Origin of the sequence: Streptomyces sp. WAC 06738 (genome assembly GCF_003945505.1) — a bacterium.
Lineage (GTDB): Bacteria > Actinomycetota > Actinomycetes > Streptomycetales > Streptomycetaceae > Streptomyces.
The window spans coordinates 1781610-1803860 of sequence record NZ_CP029618.1 but is presented as its reverse complement, the minus strand read 5'-3'; the positions used below and the strand labels follow the sequence as shown (position 1 = coordinate 1803860).

19 protein-coding genes are annotated in these 22251 nt (G+C 72.9%); 4 read left to right on the top strand and 15 right to left on the bottom strand.

Annotated features, from left to right (window positions below; genetic code table 11):
* Positions 1-103 precede the first annotated feature (103 nt).
* Positions 104-1744, bottom strand: coding sequence for a hypothetical protein (locus tag DMB38_RS07530; protein WP_125934500.1), 1641 nt, complete (start codon positions 1742-1744; stop codon positions 104-106).
* Positions 1745-1885: 141 nt separating this feature from the next.
* Here DMB38_RS07530 and DMB38_RS07525 point away from each other — a divergent pair, with 141 nt between their 5' ends.
* Complete coding sequence (locus DMB38_RS07525; RefSeq protein WP_125934499.1) at positions 1886-3028, top strand: glycosyltransferase; 1143 nt, start codon at positions 1886-1888, stop codon at positions 3026-3028.
* Between the two features lie 58 nt (positions 3029-3086).
* Here the strand turns inward: DMB38_RS07525 and DMB38_RS07520 are convergent, their stop codons facing one another.
* The 4 genes from DMB38_RS07520 to gmd all read right to left on the bottom strand — a co-directional run bounded on the left by DMB38_RS07520 (position 3087) and on the right by gmd (position 7594).
* Positions 3087-3926, bottom strand: coding sequence for a glycosyltransferase family 2 protein (locus DMB38_RS07520; protein WP_125934498.1), 840 nt, complete (start codon positions 3924-3926; stop codon positions 3087-3089).
* Positions 3927-3935: 9 nt separating this feature from the next.
* Positions 3936-4394, bottom strand: coding sequence for a hypothetical protein (locus tag DMB38_RS07515; protein ID WP_125934497.1), 459 nt, complete (start codon positions 4392-4394; stop codon positions 3936-3938).
* The gene (locus tag DMB38_RS07510) at positions 4394-6517 is read right to left on the bottom strand and encodes a DNRLRE domain-containing protein (protein ID WP_125934496.1); all 2124 of its coding nucleotides are present in this window, start codon (positions 6515-6517) and stop codon (positions 4394-4396) included. The genes DMB38_RS07515 and DMB38_RS07510 overlap by 1 nt, the downstream gene beginning before the upstream one ends.
* Positions 6518-6580: 63 nt before the next feature.
* Positions 6581-7594: a GDP-mannose 4,6-dehydratase gene (gene gmd / locus DMB38_RS07505; protein ID WP_125934495.1), complete on the bottom strand. Its 1014-nt coding sequence runs from the start codon at positions 7592-7594 to the stop codon at positions 6581-6583.
* 47 nt (positions 7595-7641) lie between these two features.
* Here gmd and DMB38_RS07500 point away from each other — a divergent pair, with 47 nt between their 5' ends.
* Positions 7642-8631 carry a GDP-L-fucose synthase gene (locus DMB38_RS07500; protein ID WP_125934494.1) on the top strand — a complete coding sequence of 330 codons (990 nt, stop codon included), beginning with the start codon at positions 7642-7644 and terminating at the stop codon, positions 8629-8631.
* A 158-nt stretch (positions 8632-8789) separates the two neighbouring features.
* On the opposite strand, the gene DMB38_RS07495 is transcribed toward DMB38_RS07500, so the two are convergent.
* From DMB38_RS07495 to DMB38_RS07475, 5 genes are all read right to left on the bottom strand, one after another.
* A complete protein-coding gene (locus DMB38_RS07495; protein WP_240662014.1) occupies positions 8790-10238 on the bottom strand; it encodes a sugar transferase in 1449 nt (482 codons plus the stop codon).
* Positions 10239-10530: 292 nt separating this feature from the next.
* Entirely contained in the window at positions 10531-12072 is a 1542-nt protein-coding gene (locus DMB38_RS07490) for an alpha-N-arabinofuranosidase (protein WP_125934492.1), read from the bottom strand.
* 51 nt (positions 12073-12123) lie between these two features.
* Complete coding sequence (locus tag DMB38_RS07485; RefSeq protein WP_125934491.1) at positions 12124-13029, bottom strand: carbohydrate ABC transporter permease; 906 nt, start codon at positions 13027-13029, stop codon at positions 12124-12126.
* Between the two features lie 3 nt (positions 13030-13032).
* Positions 13033-13965 (bottom strand): sugar ABC transporter permease, encoded by a 933-nt coding sequence (locus tag DMB38_RS07480; protein WP_125934490.1) that lies wholly within the window; start codon positions 13963-13965, stop codon positions 13033-13035.
* 39 nt (positions 13966-14004) lie between these two features.
* Positions 14005-15408 (bottom strand): extracellular solute-binding protein, encoded by a 1404-nt coding sequence (locus DMB38_RS07475; protein ID WP_125934489.1) that lies wholly within the window; start codon positions 15406-15408, stop codon positions 14005-14007.
* A gap of 149 nt (positions 15409-15557) precedes the next feature.
* Between DMB38_RS07475 and DMB38_RS07470 the strand changes: the two genes are divergently transcribed.
* Complete coding sequence (locus DMB38_RS07470; protein ID WP_125934488.1) at positions 15558-16586, top strand: LacI family DNA-binding transcriptional regulator; 1029 nt, start codon at positions 15558-15560, stop codon at positions 16584-16586.
* Positions 16587-16610: 24 nt separating this feature from the next.
* Here DMB38_RS07470 and DMB38_RS07465 read toward each other — a convergent pair whose 3' ends face one another.
* The 3 genes from DMB38_RS07465 to map all read right to left on the bottom strand — a co-directional run bounded on the left by DMB38_RS07465 (position 16611) and on the right by map (position 19288).
* Positions 16611-17603: an aldo/keto reductase gene (locus DMB38_RS07465; protein WP_125934487.1), complete on the bottom strand. Its 993-nt coding sequence runs from the start codon at positions 17601-17603 to the stop codon at positions 16611-16613.
* Between the two features lie 49 nt (positions 17604-17652).
* A complete protein-coding gene (locus DMB38_RS07460; protein ID WP_125934486.1) occupies positions 17653-18309 on the bottom strand; it encodes a biliverdin-producing heme oxygenase in 657 nt (218 codons plus the stop codon).
* A gap of 118 nt (positions 18310-18427) precedes the next feature.
* Positions 18428-19288 carry a type I methionyl aminopeptidase gene (gene map / locus DMB38_RS07455; protein ID WP_047015409.1) on the bottom strand — a complete coding sequence of 287 codons (861 nt, stop codon included), beginning with the start codon at positions 19286-19288 and terminating at the stop codon, positions 18428-18430.
* Positions 19289-19367: 79 nt separating this feature from the next.
* Here map and DMB38_RS07450 point away from each other — a divergent pair, with 79 nt between their 5' ends.
* Positions 19368-19601, top strand: a complete 234-nt coding sequence (locus tag DMB38_RS07450; RefSeq protein ID WP_125934485.1) for a hypothetical protein — start codon at positions 19368-19370, stop codon at positions 19599-19601.
* 144 nt (positions 19602-19745) lie between these two features.
* Here the strand turns inward: DMB38_RS07450 and DMB38_RS07445 are convergent, their stop codons facing one another.
* A complete protein-coding gene (locus DMB38_RS07445) occupies positions 19746-21086 on the bottom strand; it encodes an MFS transporter (protein WP_125934484.1) in 1341 nt (446 codons plus the stop codon).
* Between the two features lie 86 nt (positions 21087-21172).
* Positions 21173-21781 (bottom strand): hypothetical protein, encoded by a 609-nt coding sequence (locus DMB38_RS07440; RefSeq protein WP_125934483.1) that lies wholly within the window; start codon positions 21779-21781, stop codon positions 21173-21175.
* Positions 21782-22251: the final 470 nt, after the last annotated feature.

Here is a 22251-nt window from a genome sequence, read left to right as displayed (position 1 = left end):
CGAAGATCATCCTCGACATCCACGCTCCGAGCCTACGGCCCGCGCCCGCGCCCCGGCGCACCCGGCCGTTCGCACGTCACCCGGCTTTGGGCACGACGGCGCCTCAGCGCAGCCGCTTGCGCTCCTCCGGCCGGAACGTCGTCACCAGCGCCAGACAGAGCACCGCGATCCCGATCCGCCCCGTGGCCTGGAGCAGCGGCCCCCGCAGCAGGATGAACGAGTACCCCGCGATCAGCGGGACCACCGTCGCCATCACGTTCCCCGGGTCCCGCGACATGTGCCCCGACTCGGCGAACCTCCGGTCCGTACGCGCCGCCGCGTACCCCACCAGCAGCAGCCCGCCCGCCATGCCCAGCGGCCCGAAGTCGAGCCACAGCTCGGTCCAGAGCGGCGAGGACAGGTTGACGTTCGTCATCCCCATCCACGTGCCGACCTTGACGCCGGAGTCGAGCTGCTTGTCCTCCCACACCGACCGGGGGACGAAGAAGAACGCCGACGACGCCAGTTGCTTGCCGTACGTGTGGCCCGTGCCGGAGTCCACGTACGAGATGGTGTTCGCGAACATCACCGTCTGGTCGTAGTCCTTCATCACCAGCGGCTCCAGCACCGAGCCCGACTGCGTCTGCTTCCGCCCGCCCTCGTCGTAGCGGAACTTGTCCGCGAAGGGGAAGAGCAGCACCGCCAGCGCCACGCCCCCCGCGAGCGCCGCCCGGTACACCACGGGACTGCGCGGGAAGGCGGTGAAGAGCAGCGCGAAGGCGACGGTGAGGAACCAGTACCGCGGGTTGGAGATCGGGTTGTTGACGATCGCGTTGATCAGGACGAGCCCCGCCCACGGCAGCACCACGGCCGGCTGCCGCCGGGCCCGCCGGGACACCACCAGCCAGCGCGTCATCATCAGCAGCGCCAGCAGTGCGGGCACCGTACCGAAGCCGCGCAGGAACGCCGAGCCGACCTGGGAGTCGGACGTGCCGCCCGCGGTCAGCTCGTCGCTGATCGCCTGGCGGCTGCCGAAGAACGGCGCGGGGCCGCCGAAGGACGCGATGAGCAGGGCGCTGCCGGCGTACGCGAAGATCACCAGCAGGTACAGGCGGCGCTTGTTGACCGAGGCCACCGGGCGCGGCCGGCTCAGCCGGGCCTCGGAGGCGTGCCGCGACAGCAGCGCGCCGACGTCGAAGGCGACGAACCCGGCGAGGACCAGCGCCACGGCCATCGTGAAGTCGCCGCGGGTGCCGACGACCGGGGTCGGGGTCTGCTCCAGCACGATCTGCGCCAGCGGCGCGACCCCCATCGCGACGTAGCAGAAGAGCCAGACGGTGCCCTGGATGAGCCGCCGCCGGGTGGCGAGGACCATCGCGGAGAGGCGGGCGCCCGCGTAGCAGGTGGTGGCGAGCTGGAGCCAGAACACCGCGTCGCGTACGTCGGGCTGGGAGCGGCCGGCGACGGCCAGGGGCAGGACGAAGACGAGCGCGACGACGAGCGGGACCGCCAGCGCGCGGGAGAGGACGGCGCGGGGGGCGGGGCTCTTGGGGATGACGAAGGGGGTGATCGGGCGCCGGACGCGGGTGGCGGTGGCGGTGGCGGTGGGGCTCGGGTCCGGGGTCGCGGCGCGGGCGCGGCGGGCGGCCTTGGCGGCGAGCGGCGCCATGCGGATCTGCACGGTCTCGTCGAGCGGCACCCGGGCCCCGCCGTCACCGCCGTCCCCGCCTGCGCCGGGCCGCGGCCCGTCCGTTTGGTCTGCCATCGCCCCGAACTGCCCCCGCCCCGTATCGCCCCGTATAGCCGTCCCGCAACCGAAGACAGTCTAAATAGGCCCGGGGTTGTGCGGCGGGTAGGCTCCGGGAACATACGTACGGTGCCGGGGGGTGCCGGGGAGGGGACCGTCTTGAGAGTTCTGCATGTCGTCACGCTGCACACGCCCACGAACGACTTCGGCGGGCCCACGCGCGTCGCGCTCAACCTGTCCCGGGGGCTGCGGGCCCGGGGCGTCGACTCGCGCATCGCCACCCTCGGCGACGGCTTCGAGGGCCCGCTGCCCCGCGACATCGACGGCGTGCCCGCGTTCATGTACCAGGCGAAGCACGTGCTGCCGCGGTTCGAGGTGAGCGGCATCACCTCGCCGGCGCTGCTGGCCCGCGCCCGCCGCCTCGTCCGCTCCGCGGACGTCGTGCACGTCCACCTCATGCGGGACCTCATCACGCTGCCGTTCGCGCTCATCGCGCAGCAGGCGGGGGTGCCCGTGGTGCTCCAGACGCACGGCATGATCGACCCCACCGAGAAGCCGGTGGCCCGCGCCGTCGACGTGCTCGGGCTGCGCCGGGCGCTGCGCAAGGCGGACGCGACGCTGTACCTCACGGAGTTCGAGCACGGCGAGATCCAGGCCGTCATCCCGGACACCCCCCTGAACCGGCCCCGCCGCCTCGTCAACGGCGTGCTCCCGCAGGAGCGCAGGCCCCCCCGGACGTCCGGGCCGCCCACGGTCACGTACGTCGCGCGGGTGCAGGAGCGCAAGCGGCCCGAGGACTTCATCCGGGCGATCCCGGTGGTGCTGGCGAAGTACCCGGACGCCCGCTTCGTCCTCGCAGGACCCGACACCGGCGCGCTGGCCGAGCCGATGATGCGGCTCGCGGCGGAGCTGGGGGTGGCGGACTCGGTGTCGTACGTCGGCTCCCTCGCTCCCGCCGAGGTCCTGGCCCAGCACCGCAGGTCCGACGTCTACGTCCTGCCGTCGGTCGTCGAGCCGTTCCCGGTCTCGGTCCTGGAGGCCCTGTCGGTCGGCCTCCCGGTCGTGATCACCCGCACCTGCGGCCTCGGCCCCGACGTCGCGGAGGCCGGCGCGGGCCGCGTCCTCGACAGCCGCGCCGACACGGACAACGGCCCCCTGGTGGGCCAGGCGGTCCTGGAACTCCTGGACCCCGCCGCCAACGAGGAAGCCTCCAAGGCCGCCTGGCAGCTCATCAACGACCGCTTCGCCATCGACGGCGTGGTCGACACCCTCCTCGGCGTCTACGACGAGGTCCGCCGCTGAGACGCACGCGGAAGGGGCGGCCGGAGCCGGCCGCCCCTTCGTGACGCAGCGCCCGGGGTCACGCGCGCTCCTCGCGGGTCTTCAGGCCGATCTGCCAGCGGTAGAAGCTCATCGCCAGGGCGTAGTCCAGGCCCGCGCGGCCGTCGAGGAAGCCGCGCTTGTAGACGTAGGCGTACGCGAACGACACCAGGGGCTTCAGCGGGGCCTTGTGGAAGAGCTGACCCTGGCGGGTCTTGGCCTGGCGGATCTCCTCGCGGACCTCCGGGTGGAGCTCCAGCCACGCCTCCCAGTCCGAGTAGCGGTTGTGGCGCTCGAACCACGTGCGGACCGGGTCCAGGTCCTCGTGCTCGATCGTGGCGCGCAGCCGGACCACCGGGCCGTCGGCGAGGGGCTGGTAGTGGCCCTCCTGCTCGCCCATGCCCGGGGCTTCCAGGTCGCCCAGCTCCGGGAAGCGGACGCGGGTGCGGTCCATCAGGGCGCGTTTGACGATGGTGTAGCCGTGGCGCAGGCGCTTGCCCGCGAACCAGTAGCCCAGCGGGATGTCGAACGCCGCCGGGGCCACCTTGACCGAGCCGTCGGCCGCCGGGTCGAAGATGCGGTGGAGTTCGGCGATCAGCTCCGGGCTCGGGGTCTCGTCGCCGTCGACGAACAGCATCCAGTCCAGCTCGGGATGGATGTGATCCAGGCACCACTGCTTCTTCTTCGGGTACTTGCCGTCCCAGGTGTACGGGACGATCTCGGCGCCCTGGTCCGCCGCCAGGGCGCGGGTGTCGTCCGTGCTGTCCGAGTCGACCACCACCACGGCCTCGAAGTGGTCGATGACGGACCGCACCGTCGTCGCGATGTTCTCGGCCTCGTTCTTGGTCGGTATCGCGACGACGATGGGCAGTCTCTTCAAGCCGAACTCCTACAGCAGGTCTTCGTACTGGGGGCAGAGGGTGTGGATCGCGTCCTCCGCGTGGGCGATGTCGCCGGAGCGGATGGCCTCCCGGGCCAGCTCGTCGTCCGTCGCCGCCGCGCTCTCGATCTTGGCGCAGGCTTCCTCGCCCGCCTCCAGGATCGCCGCCGGGTCCACGCCCTCGGGCACCCGGTCCTTCAGATACGTCTTCTCCTTCTCGGAGAACTCGCCCTCGGCGGGCTCCAGGTCCTCCTCCGGCACCTTCTCGGTGCCGTCGGCCTTTTCCTCGTCCGCCGGGCCCGGGTCCTTCGTGGCGCGGTCGCCCTCCTGCTGGGAGGCCGGGGGCTTCGCGGCCGCGTCGTCCTCGTCGCCGCCGCCGCTGCAGCCGGCCAGGGCCAGGACGGCGGCCGCCGCGGCGGCCACCGTCGCGAGCGCCGCCCGGGACCTTGGTGTCGTACGGGCCGCCATCAGCCCGCTCCGAACGTCAGCGTGAGCTTCGGCGCGTACGAGGTCTCGCGCGCCCGCACCCACCAGGCGTCGGTGCCGTCGCTGGTCAGCGCCACGTCCAGGGTGTCGCCCAGCGAGCCGCTGAGCTGGGCGGCCGAGAGCGACGCGGTGTGGTCGGTGTCCAGCTCCGTCGCGCCGGTGAACGTGCCGAGCACCGTGGACGACAGCTCGGGCCGCCCCGCGTACGTCACCTCCGACTCCGACCAGGCGCCGGTGACCGGCTGCACGCTGACGGTGTCCGGGGTGCCGGCACTGGCGTCCGCGGTGGTGCGCAGCGTCAGCTTCGCGGACTTCAGCGTCATCCCGCTCGGCGCCTGGGGCAGCGAGAACCGCAGGTAGCTGAGGTACGGGGAGGTCTTCCTCACCAGGAGCTGGTTGTGCGAGCCGTAGTTGGTGCTCGCCGCGGAGCCGTTGACGTAGGCGTCGGCGGTCGCGGTGCGCTCCACCGTGGTCTCCGCCGGCGTGCCCGGCGTGGTCACCGTCACCGCCGCGGACTTGGCGGTGGTGTTGCCGGCGGCGTCGCTCGCGGTGATCTGGTAGCTGTACGTCGTGCCGGGCTTGACCGTGCTGTCGGTGAAGGTGCCCTGCGGCAGCGTCCAGAAGGTGGAGTCCAGCGTCGGCTTGGTCGCCAGCGCCTCGCCGTTGCGGTAGATCGTGTACGTGAGCTTGCTGTCGTCCCGGTCCCAGCCGGCGGTCCACCGCACCCGCACGCCGCCCGAGACGTTCGCCGCGGTCACGCCGGTGGCGCCGGCGACGGGCTTGCGGGAGTCGGGGGTGTTGGCGAAGCGGACCAAGCCCTGCTGGAGCTTGTTGCCGTTGGACTGGATCCGGGTGAACTCGCCGCCCACCCACATGTAGTCCTTGCCGCCGCTGGACGAGGTGACCATCACGCGCGGGCCGATCTGCTCGGTGCCGGACGGGCCGTCGTCGGTGTCGGGGAACCAGGAGAGCAGCGGCTTGGGGTTGTCCACGGACTCGGCGAGCAGGTGCTGCCGCTCGTTCAGCTCCGGGAACTGGCCCATGCTGCTGCAGTTGTGCGCGTGCGAGACGCTGTACAGCACGTCCTTGTAGACGGTGACGTCCTGGGTGGCGCCCAGGCAGGTGTCGCGCCAGCGCTGGGTGAAGGTGCTGTTGAGGTTCATCGCGAGCCGGCCGTCGAAGACGCCGCCGCCGTGGCCCTCGTGCGCGGTGTAGATCCCGGACTCGTCGATGTGGATGCCCTTGACGAGGGAGTTCCAGTGCAGCTCGTACGGGTTGTTCTGGTTGTTGTTCACGCCCTTGAAGGCCCGTACGGTCGCGCCGGTGTCGGCCCGGACGACGGCCAGGCCGTGCACGCTCGCGTCGCCGTTGAGCCCGTTGAAGTCGCCGCCGACCACCACGTGCTGCCCGTTCGGGGTCTCCTCGATGACGCGGCCGGCCCGGTCGGGACCCGCGTTGGCCTTCCAGGAGTTGAGCGCGCCGGTGGTCGCGTTGACGGCGGCGAACTTCACCCGGCTCTCGCCGCGGACGGTCTTGAAGTCGCCCGCCAGGTACAGCCGGCCGCTCGCCGCGGCGTCGAGACCGTAGACCCGGGCGGAGACGGCGCCGGCGTTGAAGCCGGTCTTCACGGTGCACGACGCGATGTCGATGGCCGCGACGCGGCTGCGCGAGACGCCGTTGACGGTGCCGAACTCGCCGCCCGCGTAGAGCGTCTTGCCGTCGGGGGAGACGGTCAGCGCGCGTACGGTCGCGGTGCCGGAGCCGATCGTGAAGTTCAGCTTGCAGTCCGTCGGCTCACCGGTCGCCGCGTTGAAGGCGGCGAAGTTCGCGACCTTCGTCTCGCTGGTGCCGGCCGCCGCGCCGGGCGGGCGGATGGCGGAGAACGTACCGCCGGCGAAGACCACGCCGTTCGACTCGGCCATGGACCAGACCACGCCGTTGGTCTGCCAGGTCGACAGGTCGTCCGCGGTCATCGCCACCGGCGGCGTCACCGCCTCGGCCTCGGGCGAGGAGTACGTGACGCCGACCGCCACGAGCGTGCCCGTCACCACCGCGAGGGCGACGCCGAGCGCCCCCCACTTCCGCGTCCTTCTGTGCTTGTGCATGTGCCCCCCTGGGCCGTCGTCCCCTGCGGCCGCGCGTCGCGAGTCCGGGGAGAGAATATCCGGTTACCTGTCGATCCTGACGGTGGCGCCGGCGAGTTCGGCGTCGAGCGCCTCGATGTCCGCCTCCACCATGATCCGTGCCAGCTCCGGCCACTTGACCTGCGGCTTCCAGCCGAGCAGGTCGCCTGCCTTCGAGGCGTCTCCGATGAGCGCGTCGACCTCGCTGGGGCGCTCGTACTTGGGGTCGAAGCGCACGTACTCCGTCCAGTCGAGGCCCGCGGTGCCGAACGCGGCCTCCAGGAACTGGCGGACGCTGCCGGCCTCGCCGGTGGCGACCACGTAGTCGTCCGGCACGTCGCGCTGGAGCATCAGCCACATCGCCTCGACGTACTCCGGGGCGTAGCCCCAGTCGCGTACCGCGTCGAGGTTGCCCATGTAGAGGCGGTCCTGGAGGCCCGCCCTGATCCGCGCCACGGCGCGGGTGATCTTCCGGGTGACGAAGGTCTCACCGCGGCGCGGCGACTCGTGGTTGAAGAGGATGCCGTTCACCGCGAAGAGGCCGTACGCCTCCCGGTAGTTCACCGTCGACCAGTAGCCGAAGACCTTGGCGCAGCCGTACGGGCTGCGCGGGTGGAAGGGGGTCCGCTCGTTCTGCGGCGGCGGGGCGGAGCCGAACATCTCCGAGGACGACGCCTGGTAGAGCCGGGTGTCGATGCCCGCGGCGCGTACCGCCTCCAGCAGCCGCATGGAGCCGAGGCCGGTGACGTCCGCGGTGTAGAGCGGGGCGTCGAAGGAGACCCGGACGTGCGACTGGGCGCCGAGGTTGTAGACCTCGTCGGGCGCCAGGTCGCGCAGCAGGTTCACCAGCGCGACGCCGTCGGAGAGGTCCGCGTGGTGCAGCACCAGGCGGCGCCCCGGCTCCTGCGGCTCCTCGTAGATGTGGTCGATGCGCTCGGTGTTGAACGACGACGAGCGCCGCACGAGACCGTGCACCGTGTAGCCCTTGGCGAGCAGCAGTTCGGCGAGATACGAGCCGTCCTGGCCGGTGACGCCGGTGATGAGGGCCGTCTTGCCCATGGGATCCTTCCCCCTGATCATTCCGCCGGATGGCAGAATTCGTACTTATGACGCCATCGAACGAACTGTCCTCGCCCGCGGGCGCTGACGGACTCCCGCCCGCCGCCCGGAGCCTCCTCCCGCCCGGCGCGCGCGTCTTCGTCGCGGGCCACCGCGGTCTGGTCGGCTCGGCCGTCGCCCGCCGGCTGACCGCCGACGGCTACGACGTGGTCACCCGCACCCGCGCCGAGCTGGACCTGCGCGACGCGGAGCGGACGGCGGCCTGGCTGGCGGCGGTCCGGCCGGACGCGGTGGTGCTGGCGGCGGCCAAGGTCGGCGGGATCATGGCGAACAGCCGCTTCCCGGTGCAGTTCCTGGAGGACAACCTGCGCATCCAGTTGAGCGTCATCGCCGGCAGCCACGCGGCGTCCGTACGGCGGCTGCTCTTCCTCGGCTCCTCGTGCATCTACCCCAAGCTCGCCGGTCAGCCGATCCGCGAGGACTCGCTGCTGACCGGGCCGCTGGAGCCGACGAACCAGCCCTACGCGCTGGCGAAGATCGCCGGCATCGAGCAGGTGCAGGCGTACCGCAGGCAGTACGGCGCGGCATACATCTCGGCGATGCCGACGAACCTGTACGGCCCCGGCGACAACTTCGACCTGGAGACGAGCCACGTCCTGCCGGCCCTCATCCGCCGCTTCCACGAGGCGCGGGAGACGGGCGCGGAGGAGGTCGTGCTCTGGGGCACGGGAACGCCCCGGCGGGAGTTCCTGCACGTGGACGACCTGGCGGCGGCGTGCCTCACGCTGCTGCGGGGCTACGACGGGGACGGTCCCGTGAACGTCGGCTGCGGCGAGGACCTGACGATCCGCGAACTGGCGGAGACCGTACGGGACGTCGTGGGCTACCGGGGCCGCATCGCCTTCGACACGAGCCGCCCGGACGGCACGCCGCGCAAGCTGCTGGACGTCTCCCGCATCACGGAACTGGGCTGGCGCCCGGAGATCGGACTGCGGGAGGGCATCGCGGCGGTCTACGAGGACTGGCGTAAGTCCTGAGGGGCTGCGCCCCTCAGCGACCCCGCGGCGGGGATCCGAGGGGCTGCGCCCCTCGGGCACCCCGCCCGCCGCCGCGGCTTCGCCGCGAGCGGCTGGGGCGGGCGTCGGCCGCGCCGCCTCAACGGCCGCGCGACGCACGCAGAGTGGTGTCCCGCGTCTCAATACGCCCCCCGGCCGTCGACGACCGCGCGCAGGGTACGGGCCATCACGTCCATGTCGTGGGCGAAGGACCAGTTCTCCACGTAGTGCAGGTCGAGCGCGATCGTCTCGTCCCAGGTGAGGTCCGAGCGGCCGCTGACCTGCCACAGGCCCGTCATCCCCGGCTTCACCGCCAGCCGGCGCAGCTCGGTGTCGCTGTAGCGGGCGACCTCCTCCGGCAGCGGCGGGCGCGGGCCGACCAGGGACATCTCGCCGCGCAGCACGTTGAACAACTGCGGCAGCTCGTCCAGCGAGCTGCGGCGCAGCACCTCGCCGACCCGCGTGACCCGCGGGTCGCGGCGGATCTTGAAGATCGGGCTGCCGTCGTGGTCGTTCACCACCGACAGCGCGGCCTTCTGCTGCTCCGCGTCCTCGACCATGCTGCGGAACTTCCACATCGTGAACGGCGCCCCGCCCCGCCCGAGGCGGGTCTGCCTGTGGAACACCGGCCCCGGCGAGGTGAACTTCACCGCCGCCGCGATCACCGCGAAGACCGGCGCCAGCAGCACGATGCCGATGGCCGCGGCCACGCGGTCGCTCGCCGCCTTCAGCGCCGACTGCGCCCCCCGCCGCAGCGGCGGCGCGATGTGCAGCAGCGTCAGGCCCGCGACCACCGACAGCCGCAGCCGCCGCTCCGCGACCTCCGCGATGCCCGGCAGCACGGCCAGCGGCAGCCCCGCGTCGTGCAGCGCCCAGGCCAACTGCCGCAGCCGGGCCGCCGGCAGCAGCGGTCCGGGAGCGGCGAGGACCAGCTCGGCGCCGTGCTCCCGGGCGGCGGCCAGCACCGCCTGGGCGTCCCAGCCCGCCCGGTCCGAGGGGACCGGGCCCAGCCGGGCGGCCTCCGGGGCGCCGCAGGACAGCGGCGCCTCGCCGACCGGGACGACGCCGACGACCACGTACTCGTGGTCCGTACGCGCCGCCAACTGGCCGACGACGTGGTCGGCCGTGGCCGGCTCGGCGACCACCAGCACGCGCCGCACCGCCTGGCCCTCCCGCCGGGACGCGACGAGATGGTGGTGGAGCAGCTTGGCGGTGACGACGGTGAGCACCAGCGCCGGCAGCAGCGCGAGCAGCGCCGGCTGCGGTTCCGCGGCGCTGTCGGCGGTGAACGCGCGGACGACGGCGAGCACGCCGAAGAGCAGGAGCCAGTCCTGCAGCAGCGGCACCACCGCGCCCGACTCGCCGAGCTGCCGCGCGGAGTAGCGGCGCCGCGCGGCCCGTACGGCGAGCCAGCCCCCGGCGGCCAGCGCGGCGCAGAGCGCCGGATACGGCTGCCGGGTGGTGAGGAAGACGAGCACGACGGGGACCGCGATCCCCGCCGCGTCGGTGACGAGGACGGCAGGCAAGTACCACGCCGGCTTCGCTGCGGCGGAGCGGACGCGGGTCCCGCGTCTCGGCTCCGCCGTCATGATCCCGGTATCGGCTACTCCGATACGCCGCATGTTCCCCCCTGGCACATCGCGACTGATGAGGCGCACGCGATCCTCCCCTGGTCGACGCGCGCCTTCGCTCCCGGAACTTTAGGCCACATTTGCGTAGAACGCCCATGGTTCGTGCAAAAACGGCCTAGATGTAGCGAGCTTCACACCAGGTCGGCGCCGTGCCGCGGCTTGCACCGTGCGGCTCACGACGTACGACTCCCGAGAGGGGCCGAGGGATGTACGGAGTTTTACGGCAGTTTCGATTGCCTACGGCATCCCGTCACGCACCCCGCTTCCGCAGCCGGAGCACGTTCCAGGATACGCACGGCAGTTCGGCCTCAAGCTCGCCGTCTGCGCTGATCCGCGCGGTGCCGACGGACCGCGGCAGCACCCGCCCCGGATCCGTCTCGGTATTCGCCGCGTCCGGGTCGTCGTCGGCGAGGACCAGGTGTTCGATCACCGTGTACCCGTCCGCACCGCCGTCCTTGCCGAACCCGCGCAGCGCGACGGACAGCCGCAGCGGCTCGTCCTGGGCCCGGTTGACGGCCAGGATCGTCAGGTCGCCGCTCTCCTCGTCGTACGTCACCACGTGGTCGAGCGCGGGGACGTCGCCGTGCCGCGGGGTCTCGATCCGCGAGCCCGTGCGGTCCGCCTCGGTCCGCAGCACCGTGCCGCGCGCGAACCGGGCGGCCTGCGCGAACGGATGGAAGACGGTCTGCCGCCAGGCGGGACCGCCGGGCTCGCTGCGGATCGGCGCGATGACGTTGACGAGCTGCGCCAGGCAGGCCACGGCGACCCGGTCGGCGTGCCGGAGCAGGGTGATGAGCAGGGAGCCCACGACGGCCGCGTCGGTCACGGAGTACGTGTCCTCGATGAGCCGCGGCGTCTCGGCGGTGGCCAGGTTCCGCTCGCCGGGGAAGCGGGCCGCGTACCAGACGTTCCACTCGTCGAAGGAGAGCCGGATCCGCTTGTCCGCGCGGCGTACGGCGCGGACGTGGTCGGCGGTCGACACCACGTCGGAGATGTACTGGTCCATGTGCGCGCCGGAGGCGAGGAAGCTCGCGCGGTCGCCGTCGAGTTCCTCGTAGTACGCGTGCAGCGAGAGATAGTCGACCTCGTCGTAGGTCTCCTCCAGCACCTCGCGCTCCCAGGTGCCGAAGGTCGCCATCTGCGCGTTGGAGCTGCCGCAGGCGACCAGCTCGATCGACGGGTCGACCTGGTGCATGGCCTTGCCGGCCTCGGCCGCCAGCCGGCCGTACTCGCGCGCCGACTTGTGGCCCGTCTGCCACGGGCCGTCCATCTCGTTGCCCAGGCACCACAGCCGCACCCCGTGCGGCTCGGTGACGCCGTGCTTGATCCGCAGGTCGGACCAGGCGGTGCCGCCGGGGTGGTTGCAGTACTCGACGAGCGCGCGGGCCGCGTCGATGCCACGGGTGCCGAGGTTGACGGCCATCATCGGCTCCAGTCCCAGCCCCCTGGCCCAGGTGAGGAACTCGTTGGTGCCGACCTCGTTGGTCTCCACCGACCGCCAGGCGAGGTCGAGCCGGCGCGGCCGCTCGGCGACCGGGCCGACGCCGTCCTCCCAGTGGTAGCCGGAGACGAAGTTGCCGCCGGGATAGCGGACCAGGCCCGTGCCCAGCTCGCGGACGAGCGCGGCGACGTCGCCGCGGAAGCCGGCGGCGTCGGCGGTCGGGTGGCCGGGCTCGTAGATCCCGGTGTAGACGCAGCGGCCCATGTGCTCGACGAACGTTCCGTACAGGCGCGGGTCCACCTCGCCGATGACGAACTCGGGGTCGACGGTGAACCTGGCGGTGTGCGGCATGCGGTGCCTTCCTCGGGGGGCGTTGACGGTGGTTCTCGGGGGCGTACGGGCCTACTTCAGGCCCGTACCGGCGATGCCCTCGACGATGCGGCGCTGGAAGAGCGCGAAGACGACGAGCAGCGGGATGGCGCCCAGCACGGCGGAGGCCATGAGCTGCGCGTACGGGATGCCGAAGGCGTCCTGTACGGAGTTGAGCCCGACCGGCAGCGTCATCATCTCCGGGTCGGTGACGACCAGCAGCGGCCAGAGGAAGTTGTTCCACACGGCCACGAAGACGAAGATCGTCACGGCCGACACGGCGGGCCGGGAGACGGGCATCACGATCTGCCAGTACGTGCGCAGCCAGCCGGCGCCGTCGGCGCGCGCGGCCTCGATCAGCTCCCTGGGGATGCCGTCGAAGAACTGCTTGAAGACGAAGACGGCGACGACGTTCGGCACCTGCGGCAGGACCACGCCCCAGTACGTGTTGAGGAGACCCACCTCCTGGAGCGCCAGGAACTGCGGGATCATCAGCACCTGCATCGGGATCATGATCCCGGCGAGCAGCAGCAGGAAGACCCCGCGGCGGAAGCGGAAGCGCACCTGGGAGAGGCCGAAGGCGGCGAGCGAGGCGGTGACGACGGTGAGCACCGTGGTCAGCAGCGAGACGATGAAGCTGTTGGCGTACCAGTAGGGCAGCTTGCCCTTGTCGAAGAGGTCCTCGTACGCCGCGAAGGTGGGGTTCGAGGTGAACCAGGAAGCCGGGTCGACGGCTATCTCGTCGGCGGGACGGATGGATATCGCCGTCGCGAAGAGCAGCGGCACCAGCCACAGCAGCGCGAAGGCGACGAGGACGCCGAGCGCGACGCGGTTGAAGAGCTTCTCGGCGTCGTAGCCGCGGCGGGGCGCGGGGTCCTTCGCTTCCGCGCGGGCGGGCGCGGCGGCGGTGGCGGCGGGGCCTTCTTTGGTGTGGGCCATGGCTCAGCTCTCCTTCTCTGCCCGGCGGACGAGGAAGAACCAGACCAGGGAGATCAGCAGGATGACGAGGAAGAGGAAGAGGGAGACGACCGAGGCGTAGCCGGTGCGGCCGTCGGTGAAGCCGGTGTCGACGATGTACTGCAGCGTGGGCCGGGTGGAGCCGTCGGGGCCGCCGCCGGTCATCATGTAGATCTGGTCGAAGACCTTCAGCGAGGCGACGATCTGGAGCACGGTGACGAGCGTCGTCGTCCGCCCCAGCATGGGGATGACCACGTGCCGGATCCGCTGCCAGGGGCCGGCGCCGTCCATGGCGGCGGCCTCGTGCACGTCGCGGGGGATCTCCTGCAGACCGGCGAGGTAGAGCACGAAGTTGAAGCCGATGGTCCACCAGACGGTGACGCCGGCCATCGACCACATCGCCCAACTGGGATCACCCAGCCAGGACGGCGGCGAGCTGACGCCGATGGCCTTCAGCCAGTCCTGGGCCAGGCCGGTCTGGTCGGCGAGCACGCCCCACATGAAGATCAGGGAGACCGACGCGGACGGGATGACGTACGGCGCGAAGAAGGCGAAGCGGATGAACCACCGGCCGCGTACGAACCGGTCGGCGAGGATCGCGAGACCCAGCGCCAGCAGCACCAGCGGGATGGTGGTGAGCACGGTGAACCACAGGGTGTGCTTCAGCGTGCGCCAGAACTCGGAGTCGCCCAGCACGTCCGCGTAGTTGGAGAAGCCGACCCAACTGCCGAAGCCGTCGCGCAGCAGGCTGCCGTTGAAGAAGCCCGCCACGAAGGTGTAGAGGAGCGGACCGAGGAGGAAAACGATGTAAAAGAGCGCGAACGGCGCGACCAGGGCCGGGCCCGCGAGCCGGCCGCGGGTTTCGCGGGGGCGTGACCGGTCGGGGGTGAGGGCGCCGGTGCCGACTGTGCTCGCCACGGGGATGCCTTTCGTTCGAGGGGGTGGGGGCGGCGGGGGTCAGATCGGGGACTCGACGTCCGCGAGCGTGCGCAGCTCCTCGCGGACCCGGGCCGCGGCTGCGCGCGGCGTCGACCGGCCGGCGAGCGCGGCACTGACCGCGTCGCCCACCCGGTTCTGCAGATTGCTGCCCGCGCCGCCGTACCAGGCGACGGGGTCGTAGACGGCGCCCTCGGCGGCTTCGGTGTAGTGGGACTGGGGCGTCAGCTCCCGGTACGCGGCCGAGCGCTGGGTCGGCAGCCACGCGGGGACGTGCCCGCCCTCCGCCCACAGCTTGCTGTTCGCCAGCAGCGAGGCGGTGAACTCCAGCGACAGGTCGAGGCGGCCGTCGTCCTGCTTCGGCTGCCGGGGCAGCACCAGGGCGTGGCTGTCGGCGAAGCAGGCGTACGGGGCGTCGTCGAAGACCCGCGGCAGCGGCCGCATGTCGAACTTCGCCCCCGAGTCCAGGACGGCGACGATCTGCCACACGCCGTCCATCAGGAACCCGGCCTCGCCGGTAGTGAGCAGGGTGATGGCGGCCTGCCCGTTGGCGCCCGTGGGTATCAGCTTCTCCTTGCCCAGGCGCTGGATGTACGCGAGCGCCTCCTCGGCGGCGTCGAGGTCGACCGTCACGGTGGCGCCGGCGTCGCCGACCAGGGGCCGGCCGCCGAGCTGGGTGTAGAAGGACAGGAACATGCGGAACTGGGTGGCGGTGTCCTTGATCGAGGCGACCGAGCCGCCCCAGACGCCGGTGACCTCCTTCGCGGCACGCAGCGCGTCGGCGAACTTGTCCGCGCCGTCGATGTCGACCAGTTCGCCGCCGTCGAGCAGGCCGGCCTTCTCGGCGACGTCGGTGCGGAAGTACAGCGCGAAGGGGTGGGTGTCGATCGGGATGCCGTAGAGGCGGTCGTCGACGTGGGACTTGCGCCAGGGCTTGGCGTCGAACTTCTCCGGCGTCATGCCCTGCTTGGCGAGCGCGTCGGCGGGCAGCTCGCTGAGGAGCCCGGCCTGGGCGAGCACCGGTAGCTTCGACAGGTGCGCGATGGCGACGTGCGGGGGGCGCTCGCCGATGGTGGCGAGGCTCAGCTTGGTGTAGTACGGGTTGCCCCAGACGAAGGTGGTGGCCCGCAGGGTGCTGTCCGGGTGGTCCTTCTCGTACAGGTCCTGCATGGCGACCATGCGTTCGCCGTCGCCGCCGGTGAAGGGGTTCCAGAAGTTCAGCCGGTCCGCGGGGGGTTCGCCGCCGGTGAAGCCCTGGGCGATGGTGGTGCCGCAGCCGGTGAGCGCCGCGGTGGCGGCGGCGCCCGCGGCGAGGCCCGCGCCGCCGCGCAGCAGGGCGCGGCGGGAGGGTGCGTACGGGGCTGCAGGTGTGCCGCGGGCGGGGTCGGGGGCCGGGCGGCCGGGGGAGTCGAGGCGTCGGAGCATGGCGGATGTCCCTTTCCGCGGCGAACTTGTACAACGTTGTAATGCGCTCTTGGTGGAACGTTGTATATCGCCGTGCGCACCACGTCAACAGCCCGCGCAGAAGGCGTAGGGTGTGCGCACCAGAACCTCGGAGGAATCGGGAGGAAGCCGTGCCCGGGGCCCGCCTCAAGGACGTCGCAGAGCGCGCCGGTGTCTCGATCAAGACCGTCTCGAACGTGGTCCGCGGCGCCGCGCGCGTCGCCGAGCCGACCCGCGAGCGCGTGCTGCGCGCCATCGACGAACTCGGCTACCGCCCGCACGCCTCCGCCCGCCACCTGCGCACCGGCCGCAGCGGGGTCATCGCGCTTGCCGTACCGGAACTCGTCGCGCCGTACTTCGCGGAGCTGGCCACCTGCGTCATCGCCGCCGCCAAGGAGAGCGGGCAGACCGTCCTCATCGAGGTCACCGACGGCGACCCGGCGGAGGAACTGCGGCTGGCCTGCGGCCTCGGCGACCCGCTCATCGACGGCGTGCTCCTCAGCCCCCTCGGCCTGGACCAGACGGCGCTCGCCGCCCGCGAGCGCCGCGTCCCGCTCGTGCTGCTCGGCGAGCGCGACTACGAGGTCCCCGCCGACCACGTGCTCATCGACAACGTCGCCGCCGCCCGCGACGCCACCCGGCACCTCGTCGGCCGCGGCCGCCGCCGCATCGGCGTCATCGGCTGGCAGCACGACGACCGCACGACGGCCACCGCCCTGCAGCGCATGCAGGGCCACCGCGAGGCGCTGGCCGAGGCGGGCCTCGCGTACGACCAGGCGCTGGCGCCCGCCGTGGGGTCGTACACCCGCGCGGGCGGGGCGGCGGCCATGCGGGAGCTGCTGGCGCTCCGGCAGCCGCCCGACGCGGTGTTCTGCTTCACCGACATGATGGCGTCGGGCGCGATGCGCGTCGCGCACGACGAGGGCCTGGCGATCCCGGCCGACCTCGCGGTGGTCGGCTTCGACGACATCCAGGAGGCGCGGTACATGGTGCCGTCGCTGACCAGCGTGGCGCCCGACAAGCAGGAGCTGGCCAGGCTGGCGGTGAAGGCGCTGCTGGCGCGGATCGAGGGCCCGGCGGAGGCGCCGCCGACGACGCTGCTGGCGCCCTACGAGCTGGCGCTGCGCGAGTCGAGCGCCCTGCCGCAGGACCGGCCGTAGCGGAGTCGGCGGGGTCGCGGCGGGCTACGTCAGCAGCCCGTCGATCTCCGCCAGTTGCGCCGCGGTGAGCGGGCCCGCGGCCAGGGCGCCCGCGTTCTGCGCCGCCTGCGCCACCGTGCGGAAGCCGGGGATCGGGACCGTGTGCGGGCTGCGGGCCCAGATCCAGGCCAGCGCGCCCTGCGCCACGGTGCGCCCGCCGGAGGTGAGGATGTCGCGGATCGCCTCGATCCGCGGCAGCCACCCCGGCGCCACCCGCCCGTCCGCGCCGAAGTACGTCAGCCACGCCGGCGGCGTCGCCCGGATGTCGCCGGCGCCGACCCGCGAGCCCGCGTCGTACGCGCCTGAGAGGAGCCCCATCGCCAGCGGGCTGCGGTTGACGCTGGCGAGGTCGCGATCCGCGCACAGCGCCAGCATCTCCGGGGCGTCCTCCAGCACGTTGAGCCGGTGCTGCACCGCCGCGCAGTGCGGGCCCTCGGCGAACGCCGCGGCACGCGCGGGGTCGTCGGTGCTCCAGGCGTACGCGCGGATCAGCCCCTCGCGGACGAAGTCCTCGCACGCCTCGCGCAGTTCCGCCGCCTCCGCGAAGCCGGCGTCGCCGATGTGCAGTTGGTACAGGTCGACGCGGTCGGTGCCGAGCCGGCGCAGCGAGTCGGTGAGCGCGCGGCGCGCGTAGCCGGGGGAGAGGTCGCGGGAGAGCAGCGTCCTGCGGTCGGCGTCGAAGACGTTGCCCCACTTCGTGGCGATGACGACGTCGTCGCGGCGGCCCGCGAGCGCGCGGCCGAGCACGGTCTCGCTGTGTCCCGTGCCGTAGACGTCGGCGGTGTCGAAGAAGGTGACGCCGCCGTCGAGGGCGCGGTGCACGGCCCGTACCGACTCGTCGTCGTCCACCTTGCCCCAGCCCAGCGGGTCGCCCCCGGCGTCCCACCACTCGCCGCCGATCGCCCAGCAGCCGAAGCCGAGGGCGCTGACCTCGATGCCCGAACGTCCCAGAGTGCGCTTGTCCATGGTCACGACCATGCACCCTCCAGTGCACTCCAGCGCAAGGGGGCGGCCCCGGCCGGGCGGGTCAGGCGGTCAGCGGGTCCGCGGGCTCCAGGGCGCGGAAGAGGTCCGTGTTGAGGGTGAACGCGCGGCGGCACTCCTCGACCACCCGCTGCTTCTCCAGGTCGTCCACCGGCAGCTCGTCCAGCAGCCGGCGGTAACCGCGCTTGTACGCGGCCGGATTGGGCACGCCCTCGAAGACGTAGAAGCGCACGCCGTCGCCCTTGCGCTCGAAGCCCCACTGCTTCTCCGCGGTGCCGCGGATGATCTGGCCGCCGGAGAGGTCGCCGAGGTAGCGGGTGTAGTGATGGGCGACGTAGCCCGCGGGCCAGTCGCGGGCGCACTCCTCGATCCGGGCCGCGTACGCCTCCGTCGCCGCCAGCGGAGCGGCGGCGCGGCGCCAGCCGGGGCCGCCGTGGAGGAAGTCGAGGTCGCGCTCCAGCTCGGGCACCCGGGCCAGTTCGGGCTGGACGAAGGGGCCGGCGACCGGGTCGGCGGCGAGCGCGCCCCAGTGACGCTCCAGCGCGCGGTAGACGAACCAGAGCTGCTCGGTGTAGCGGCGGTAGGCCCCGATGCCCAGCGCCCCGCCCAGCAGTTCGCTCATGAAGGCCGACTGCTCGGCCTCGGTGTGCCGGTCGTGGGATTCGGTGCGCAGCAGGGTGGAGAACGGCGTCGCGTCCAAGGCGGGCCTCCGGGGCACGGCGGGGCGGTGGGCGTGACGATTCTCTTTGGTTAGGCTTACCTAAGTCAATAGGTTCCCGACGCCGTGTCGGTATCACCCGGGAGCCCTCAGACCATGCTCACGGCAGGGTCAGCACCTCCGCGCCCGACTCCGTCACCACCAGCGTGTGCTCGAACTGGGCGGTGCGCCTGCGGTCCTTGGTCACCACGGTCCAGCCGTCGTCCCACATGTCGTACTCGTGCGTCCCGAGGGTCAGCATCGGCTCGATCGTGAAGGTCATCCCCGGCCGCATCACGGTGGTGGCGCGCGGGTCGTCGAAGTGCGGGATGATCAGGCCGGAATGGAAGGCGGTGTTGACGCCGTGGCCGGTGAAGTCGCGCACGACGCCGTAGCCGAAGCGCTTGGCGTACGACTCGATGACCCGGCCGATGACGTTGACCTGCCGGCCGGGGCGGACGGCCTTGATGGCGCGGTTCAGCGACTCGCGGGTGCGCTCGACCAGCAGCCGGGAGGTCTCGTCGACCTCGCCGACGAGGTAGGTGGCGTTGTTGTCGCCGTGCACGCCGCCGATGAACGCGGTGACGTCGAGGTTCACGATGTCGCCGTCGCGCAGCACCGTGGAGTCCGGAATGCCGTGGCAGATCACCTCGTTGACCGAGGTGCAGAGCGACTTGGGAAAGCCCCGGTAGCCGAGGGTGGAGGGGTACGCGCCGTGGTCGCACAGGTACTCGTGCGCCACCCGGTCCAGCTCGTCCGTCGTCACCCCGGGCGCGATGTGCTCCGCGGCGGCGGCCATCGCCCGCGCGGCGATCCGCCCGGCGGTGCGCATCCGCTCGACGGTCTCCGCGTCCTGGACCTCCGGTCCGGTGTAGGGTGCGGGCCCCTTCTTCCCGACGTACTCGGGGCGGGGGATGGCGGCGGGAACGGCGCGGGGCGGGGAGAGCGTACCGGGCGCGAGCAGCGACGACTGGCCAGACATGGATCCGAGTCTATCGGCGGCGGATCGGGCACGATGGGCGGCGGCAGACCGCGCAGACACGCCGCAGATGAGGAGCGAGATGGCGCTGTTCAAGAAGAAGACGGCGGGCAAACCGGGCGAGTGGTACTACTGCCTGGAGCACAAGAAGGTCGAGGAGGGCCCGCAGTGCCGGGCCCTGAACCGGCTCGGGCCGTACGTGACGCCGGAGGAGGCGGCGCGGGCGATCGAGACGGCGGAGGCGCGCAACGAGGAGTGGGACGAGGACAGCCGGTGGAACGACGAGGGGGACCGCGAGGGCGGGGCGGGCCGCTGAGGGGGTAGAGGCGGCCGGGGCGCCGGGCGGGGTGCCCGCACCCGCGGCCGCACGGCGCGACGGCGATGCGGCCGGCGACGGTGCGGCTGTGCGCGGCGGGTGGCCGTCGCCGCGGTCCTCCCCGGTCCTCTTCGGTCCGCGGCGTCACGTCGCCGGGTCCGGGGCCGGTACGCCCTCCGGGCCGCCCTTCCCCGCCTTCTCCGCCGCCGCCGTGGCGCGGCGGTCCCGCTCCCGTACCGCGTGCTCGTTCGTGCGGGCGTCGTACGTCATCAGCTTCGGCAGGCACGCGGCCAGCAGCACCACCGCGCCCGCGCACATCACCCCGCCCGACCAGATCGACGTCCGCACGCTCGTCAGCGCCGCCACCCCGCCGGAGCGGAACTGCCCGGCCACCGGGCCGACCGAGTACGACAGCAACTCGATGCCGGCGAGTCGGCCGCGTAGCTCGTCGGGGATGGTCTGGTTCCACATCGCCGCCCGGAACACCCCGCTGACCATGTCGAACGCGCCCGCCACCATGAGCAGCAACAGCACCGCCCAGGCGTTCGGCATCATCCCCGCCGCCGTGATCGCCAGCCCCCAGCCGACCGCCGACAGCATCACCGCCCGGCCGTGCCGGTGCACCCGCCGGGTCCATCCGCTGGTGAGGCTCACCAGCAGCGAACCGGCGGGCAGCGCCGCGTACATCAGCCCCAGCGCCCACGGCGCGTCCAGGTCGTCGGCGAGGAACGGGAACAGCGCGAGCGGGAAGGCGAAGAACATCGCCGCCAGGTCGATGGCGTACGTGCCGAGCAGTTCCTTGCGGTTCCACGCGTAGCGCGCGCCCTCCGCTATCGCGCGCAGGCTCGGCGCCACCGCCTCGCGCGCGGCGGGGGACGGGGCGAGCATCAGCGCGAGGCCGACGGAGACGGCGAACGTCCCGGCGTCCAGCGCGTACGCCCAGGGCAGCCCGGCGTACGCGACGATGAACCCGGCGAGCGCGGGGCCGGCGATGCCGCCGAGCTGCCAGCGCAGGGAGTTGAGCGCGGCGGCGGCGGGCAGGTGCTCGTGCGGCACGATGCGCGGGACGATCGAGTCCAGGGCCGGGCGCTGGATGCCGGTGAGCGCGCTGGTGAGCGCGGCGACGACGTAGAGGGGCCAGAGCATCGGCTCGGGCAGCAGGCTGTTGACGAGCAGGACGGCGGAGACGAGGCCGAGCCCCGCCTCGCTGTAGAGGATCAGCTTCCGCTTGTCCATGGCGTCGGCGAGGGCGCCGCCGTAGAGCCCGAAGACGATGAGCGGGACCAGCTCGACGGTGCCGATGGCGCCGACCGCGAGGGCGGAGCCGGTCAGCTCCTTCACCTGCACCGGGAGGGCGACGAAGGTGAGGAAGCTGCCGAAGGCGGTGATGAGGCCGGCGACCCACATGAGGCGGAAGTCGCGCGAGGCGTGCCAGGGGGCGAGGTCGGGGAGGAGGTCGCGGTAGGCGCGGGATTCGTCGGCCACGAGGGGCCATGGTCGGGTGGGCGGGGGGCGGGCCGCAAGAGAATTACGGCGGGGCCCGGCCGGTTGGCCGGCGCCGTCCGGCCGGGCTACCAGCGGGGCGGGGGCGGGGAGGACAGCACCTCGGCGAGGCGGGCGAGGCGGTCGCGGAAGCCGGAGCGGGCGGAGGCGGCGGGCGGGGCGCCGTTCTCGCCGGCGGCGGCGCTGACGAGGTGCTGGACGGTCTCCAGGTCGATGTCGCCGCTGTCGCCGGGGACGGTGAGCAGTTCGTGGGCGAGGCCGGGCAGTTCGGCGGAGCCGCCGTCGAGCGCGAGCACCGCGGCGCCGGCGCGGCGGGCGTCGCCGACGCGCTCCAGCAGCGCGTCGCCGGGCTCGTCCGGGGCGACGACGAGCAGGGTCTCGCGGCGGCCCGCGGCCTCCAGCCGGCCGAGCCCGACGCCGAGGTGGGCGGGGCCGGAGGCCGGGACCCGGTGGCGTACGAGGGTGGGGGAGAGGGCGGGGAGGCCCGACCAGGCGGCTTCGTCGTCGAGGTGGGCGGCGAGGTGCCACGGCTCGTACGCGGCGGTCCCCACGAGGAGCAACCCCCCGCCCTGCGCTTCGACGGCGCCCCGCAACACCCCGGCAAACCGCCGCGCGGCCCCGGGCCACTCGGTCCCGGCCAGCACTTCCCGCAGCAGGGCCACCCGCACGGCATCCATACCGGGGATGCTGCCGCACCCGCCCGCCACCCCGCAGCGAAACCCCGCGGGGCTCACCGTTTCGGGTCTGACCGATGGGAGGGGTCTCGGGGGCTGCGCCCCCAGACCCCGACCGGGGGCTGCGCCCCCAGACCCCGACCGGGGGCTGCGCCCCCAGACCCCGACCGGGGGCTGCGCCCCCAGACCCCGACCGGGGGCTGCGCCCCCAGACCCCGACCGGGGGCTGCGCCCCCAGACCCCGACCGGGGGCTGCGCCCCCAGACCCCGACCGGGGGCTGCGCCCCCAGACCCCGACCGGGGGCTGCGCCCCCAGACCCCGACCGGGGGCTGCGCCCCCAGACCCCGACCGGGGGCTGCGCCCCCAGACCCCGACCGGGGGCTGCGCCCCCAGACCCCGACCGGGGGCTGCGCCCCCAGACCCCGACCGGGGGCTGCGCCCCCAGACCCCGACCGGGGGCTGCGCCCCCAGA

Coding starts and splice junctions, on each gene's coding strand:
- DMB38_RS07530 (WP_125934500.1), bottom strand. CDS start 1,744: ATGGCAGACCAAACGGACGGGCCGCGGCCCGGCGCAGGCGGGGACGGC.
- DMB38_RS07515 (WP_125934497.1), bottom strand. CDS start 4,394: ATGGCGGCCCGTACGACACCAAGGTCCCGGGCGGCGCTCGCGACGGTG.
- DMB38_RS07510 (WP_125934496.1), bottom strand. CDS start 6,517: ATGCACAAGCACAGAAGGACGCGGAAGTGGGGGGCGCTCGGCGTCGCC.
- gmd (WP_125934495.1), bottom strand. CDS start 7,594: ATGGGCAAGACGGCCCTCATCACCGGCGTCACCGGCCAGGACGGCTCG.
- DMB38_RS07500 (WP_125934494.1), top strand. CDS start 7,642: ATGACGCCATCGAACGAACTGTCCTCGCCCGCGGGCGCTGACGGACTC.
- DMB38_RS07495 (WP_240662014.1), bottom strand. CDS start 10,238: ATGACGGCGGAGCCGAGACGCGGGACCCGCGTCCGCTCCGCCGCAGCG.
- DMB38_RS07490 (WP_125934492.1), bottom strand. CDS start 12,072: ATGCCGCACACCGCCAGGTTCACCGTCGACCCCGAGTTCGTCATCGGC.
- DMB38_RS07485 (WP_125934491.1), bottom strand. CDS start 13,029: ATGGCCCACACCAAAGAAGGCCCCGCCGCCACCGCCGCCGCGCCCGCC.
- DMB38_RS07475 (WP_125934489.1), bottom strand. CDS start 15,408: ATGCTCCGACGCCTCGACTCCCCCGGCCGCCCGGCCCCCGACCCCGCC.
- DMB38_RS07465 (WP_125934487.1), bottom strand. CDS start 17,603: ATGGTCGTGACCATGGACAAGCGCACTCTGGGACGTTCGGGCATCGAG.
- map (WP_047015409.1), bottom strand. CDS start 19,288: ATGTCTGGCCAGTCGTCGCTGCTCGCGCCCGGTACGCTCTCCCCGCCC.
- DMB38_RS07450 (WP_125934485.1), top strand. CDS start 19,368: ATGGCGCTGTTCAAGAAGAAGACGGCGGGCAAACCGGGCGAGTGGTAC.
- DMB38_RS07440 (WP_125934483.1), bottom strand. CDS start 21,781: ATGGATGCCGTGCGGGTGGCCCTGCTGCGGGAAGTGCTGGCCGGGACC.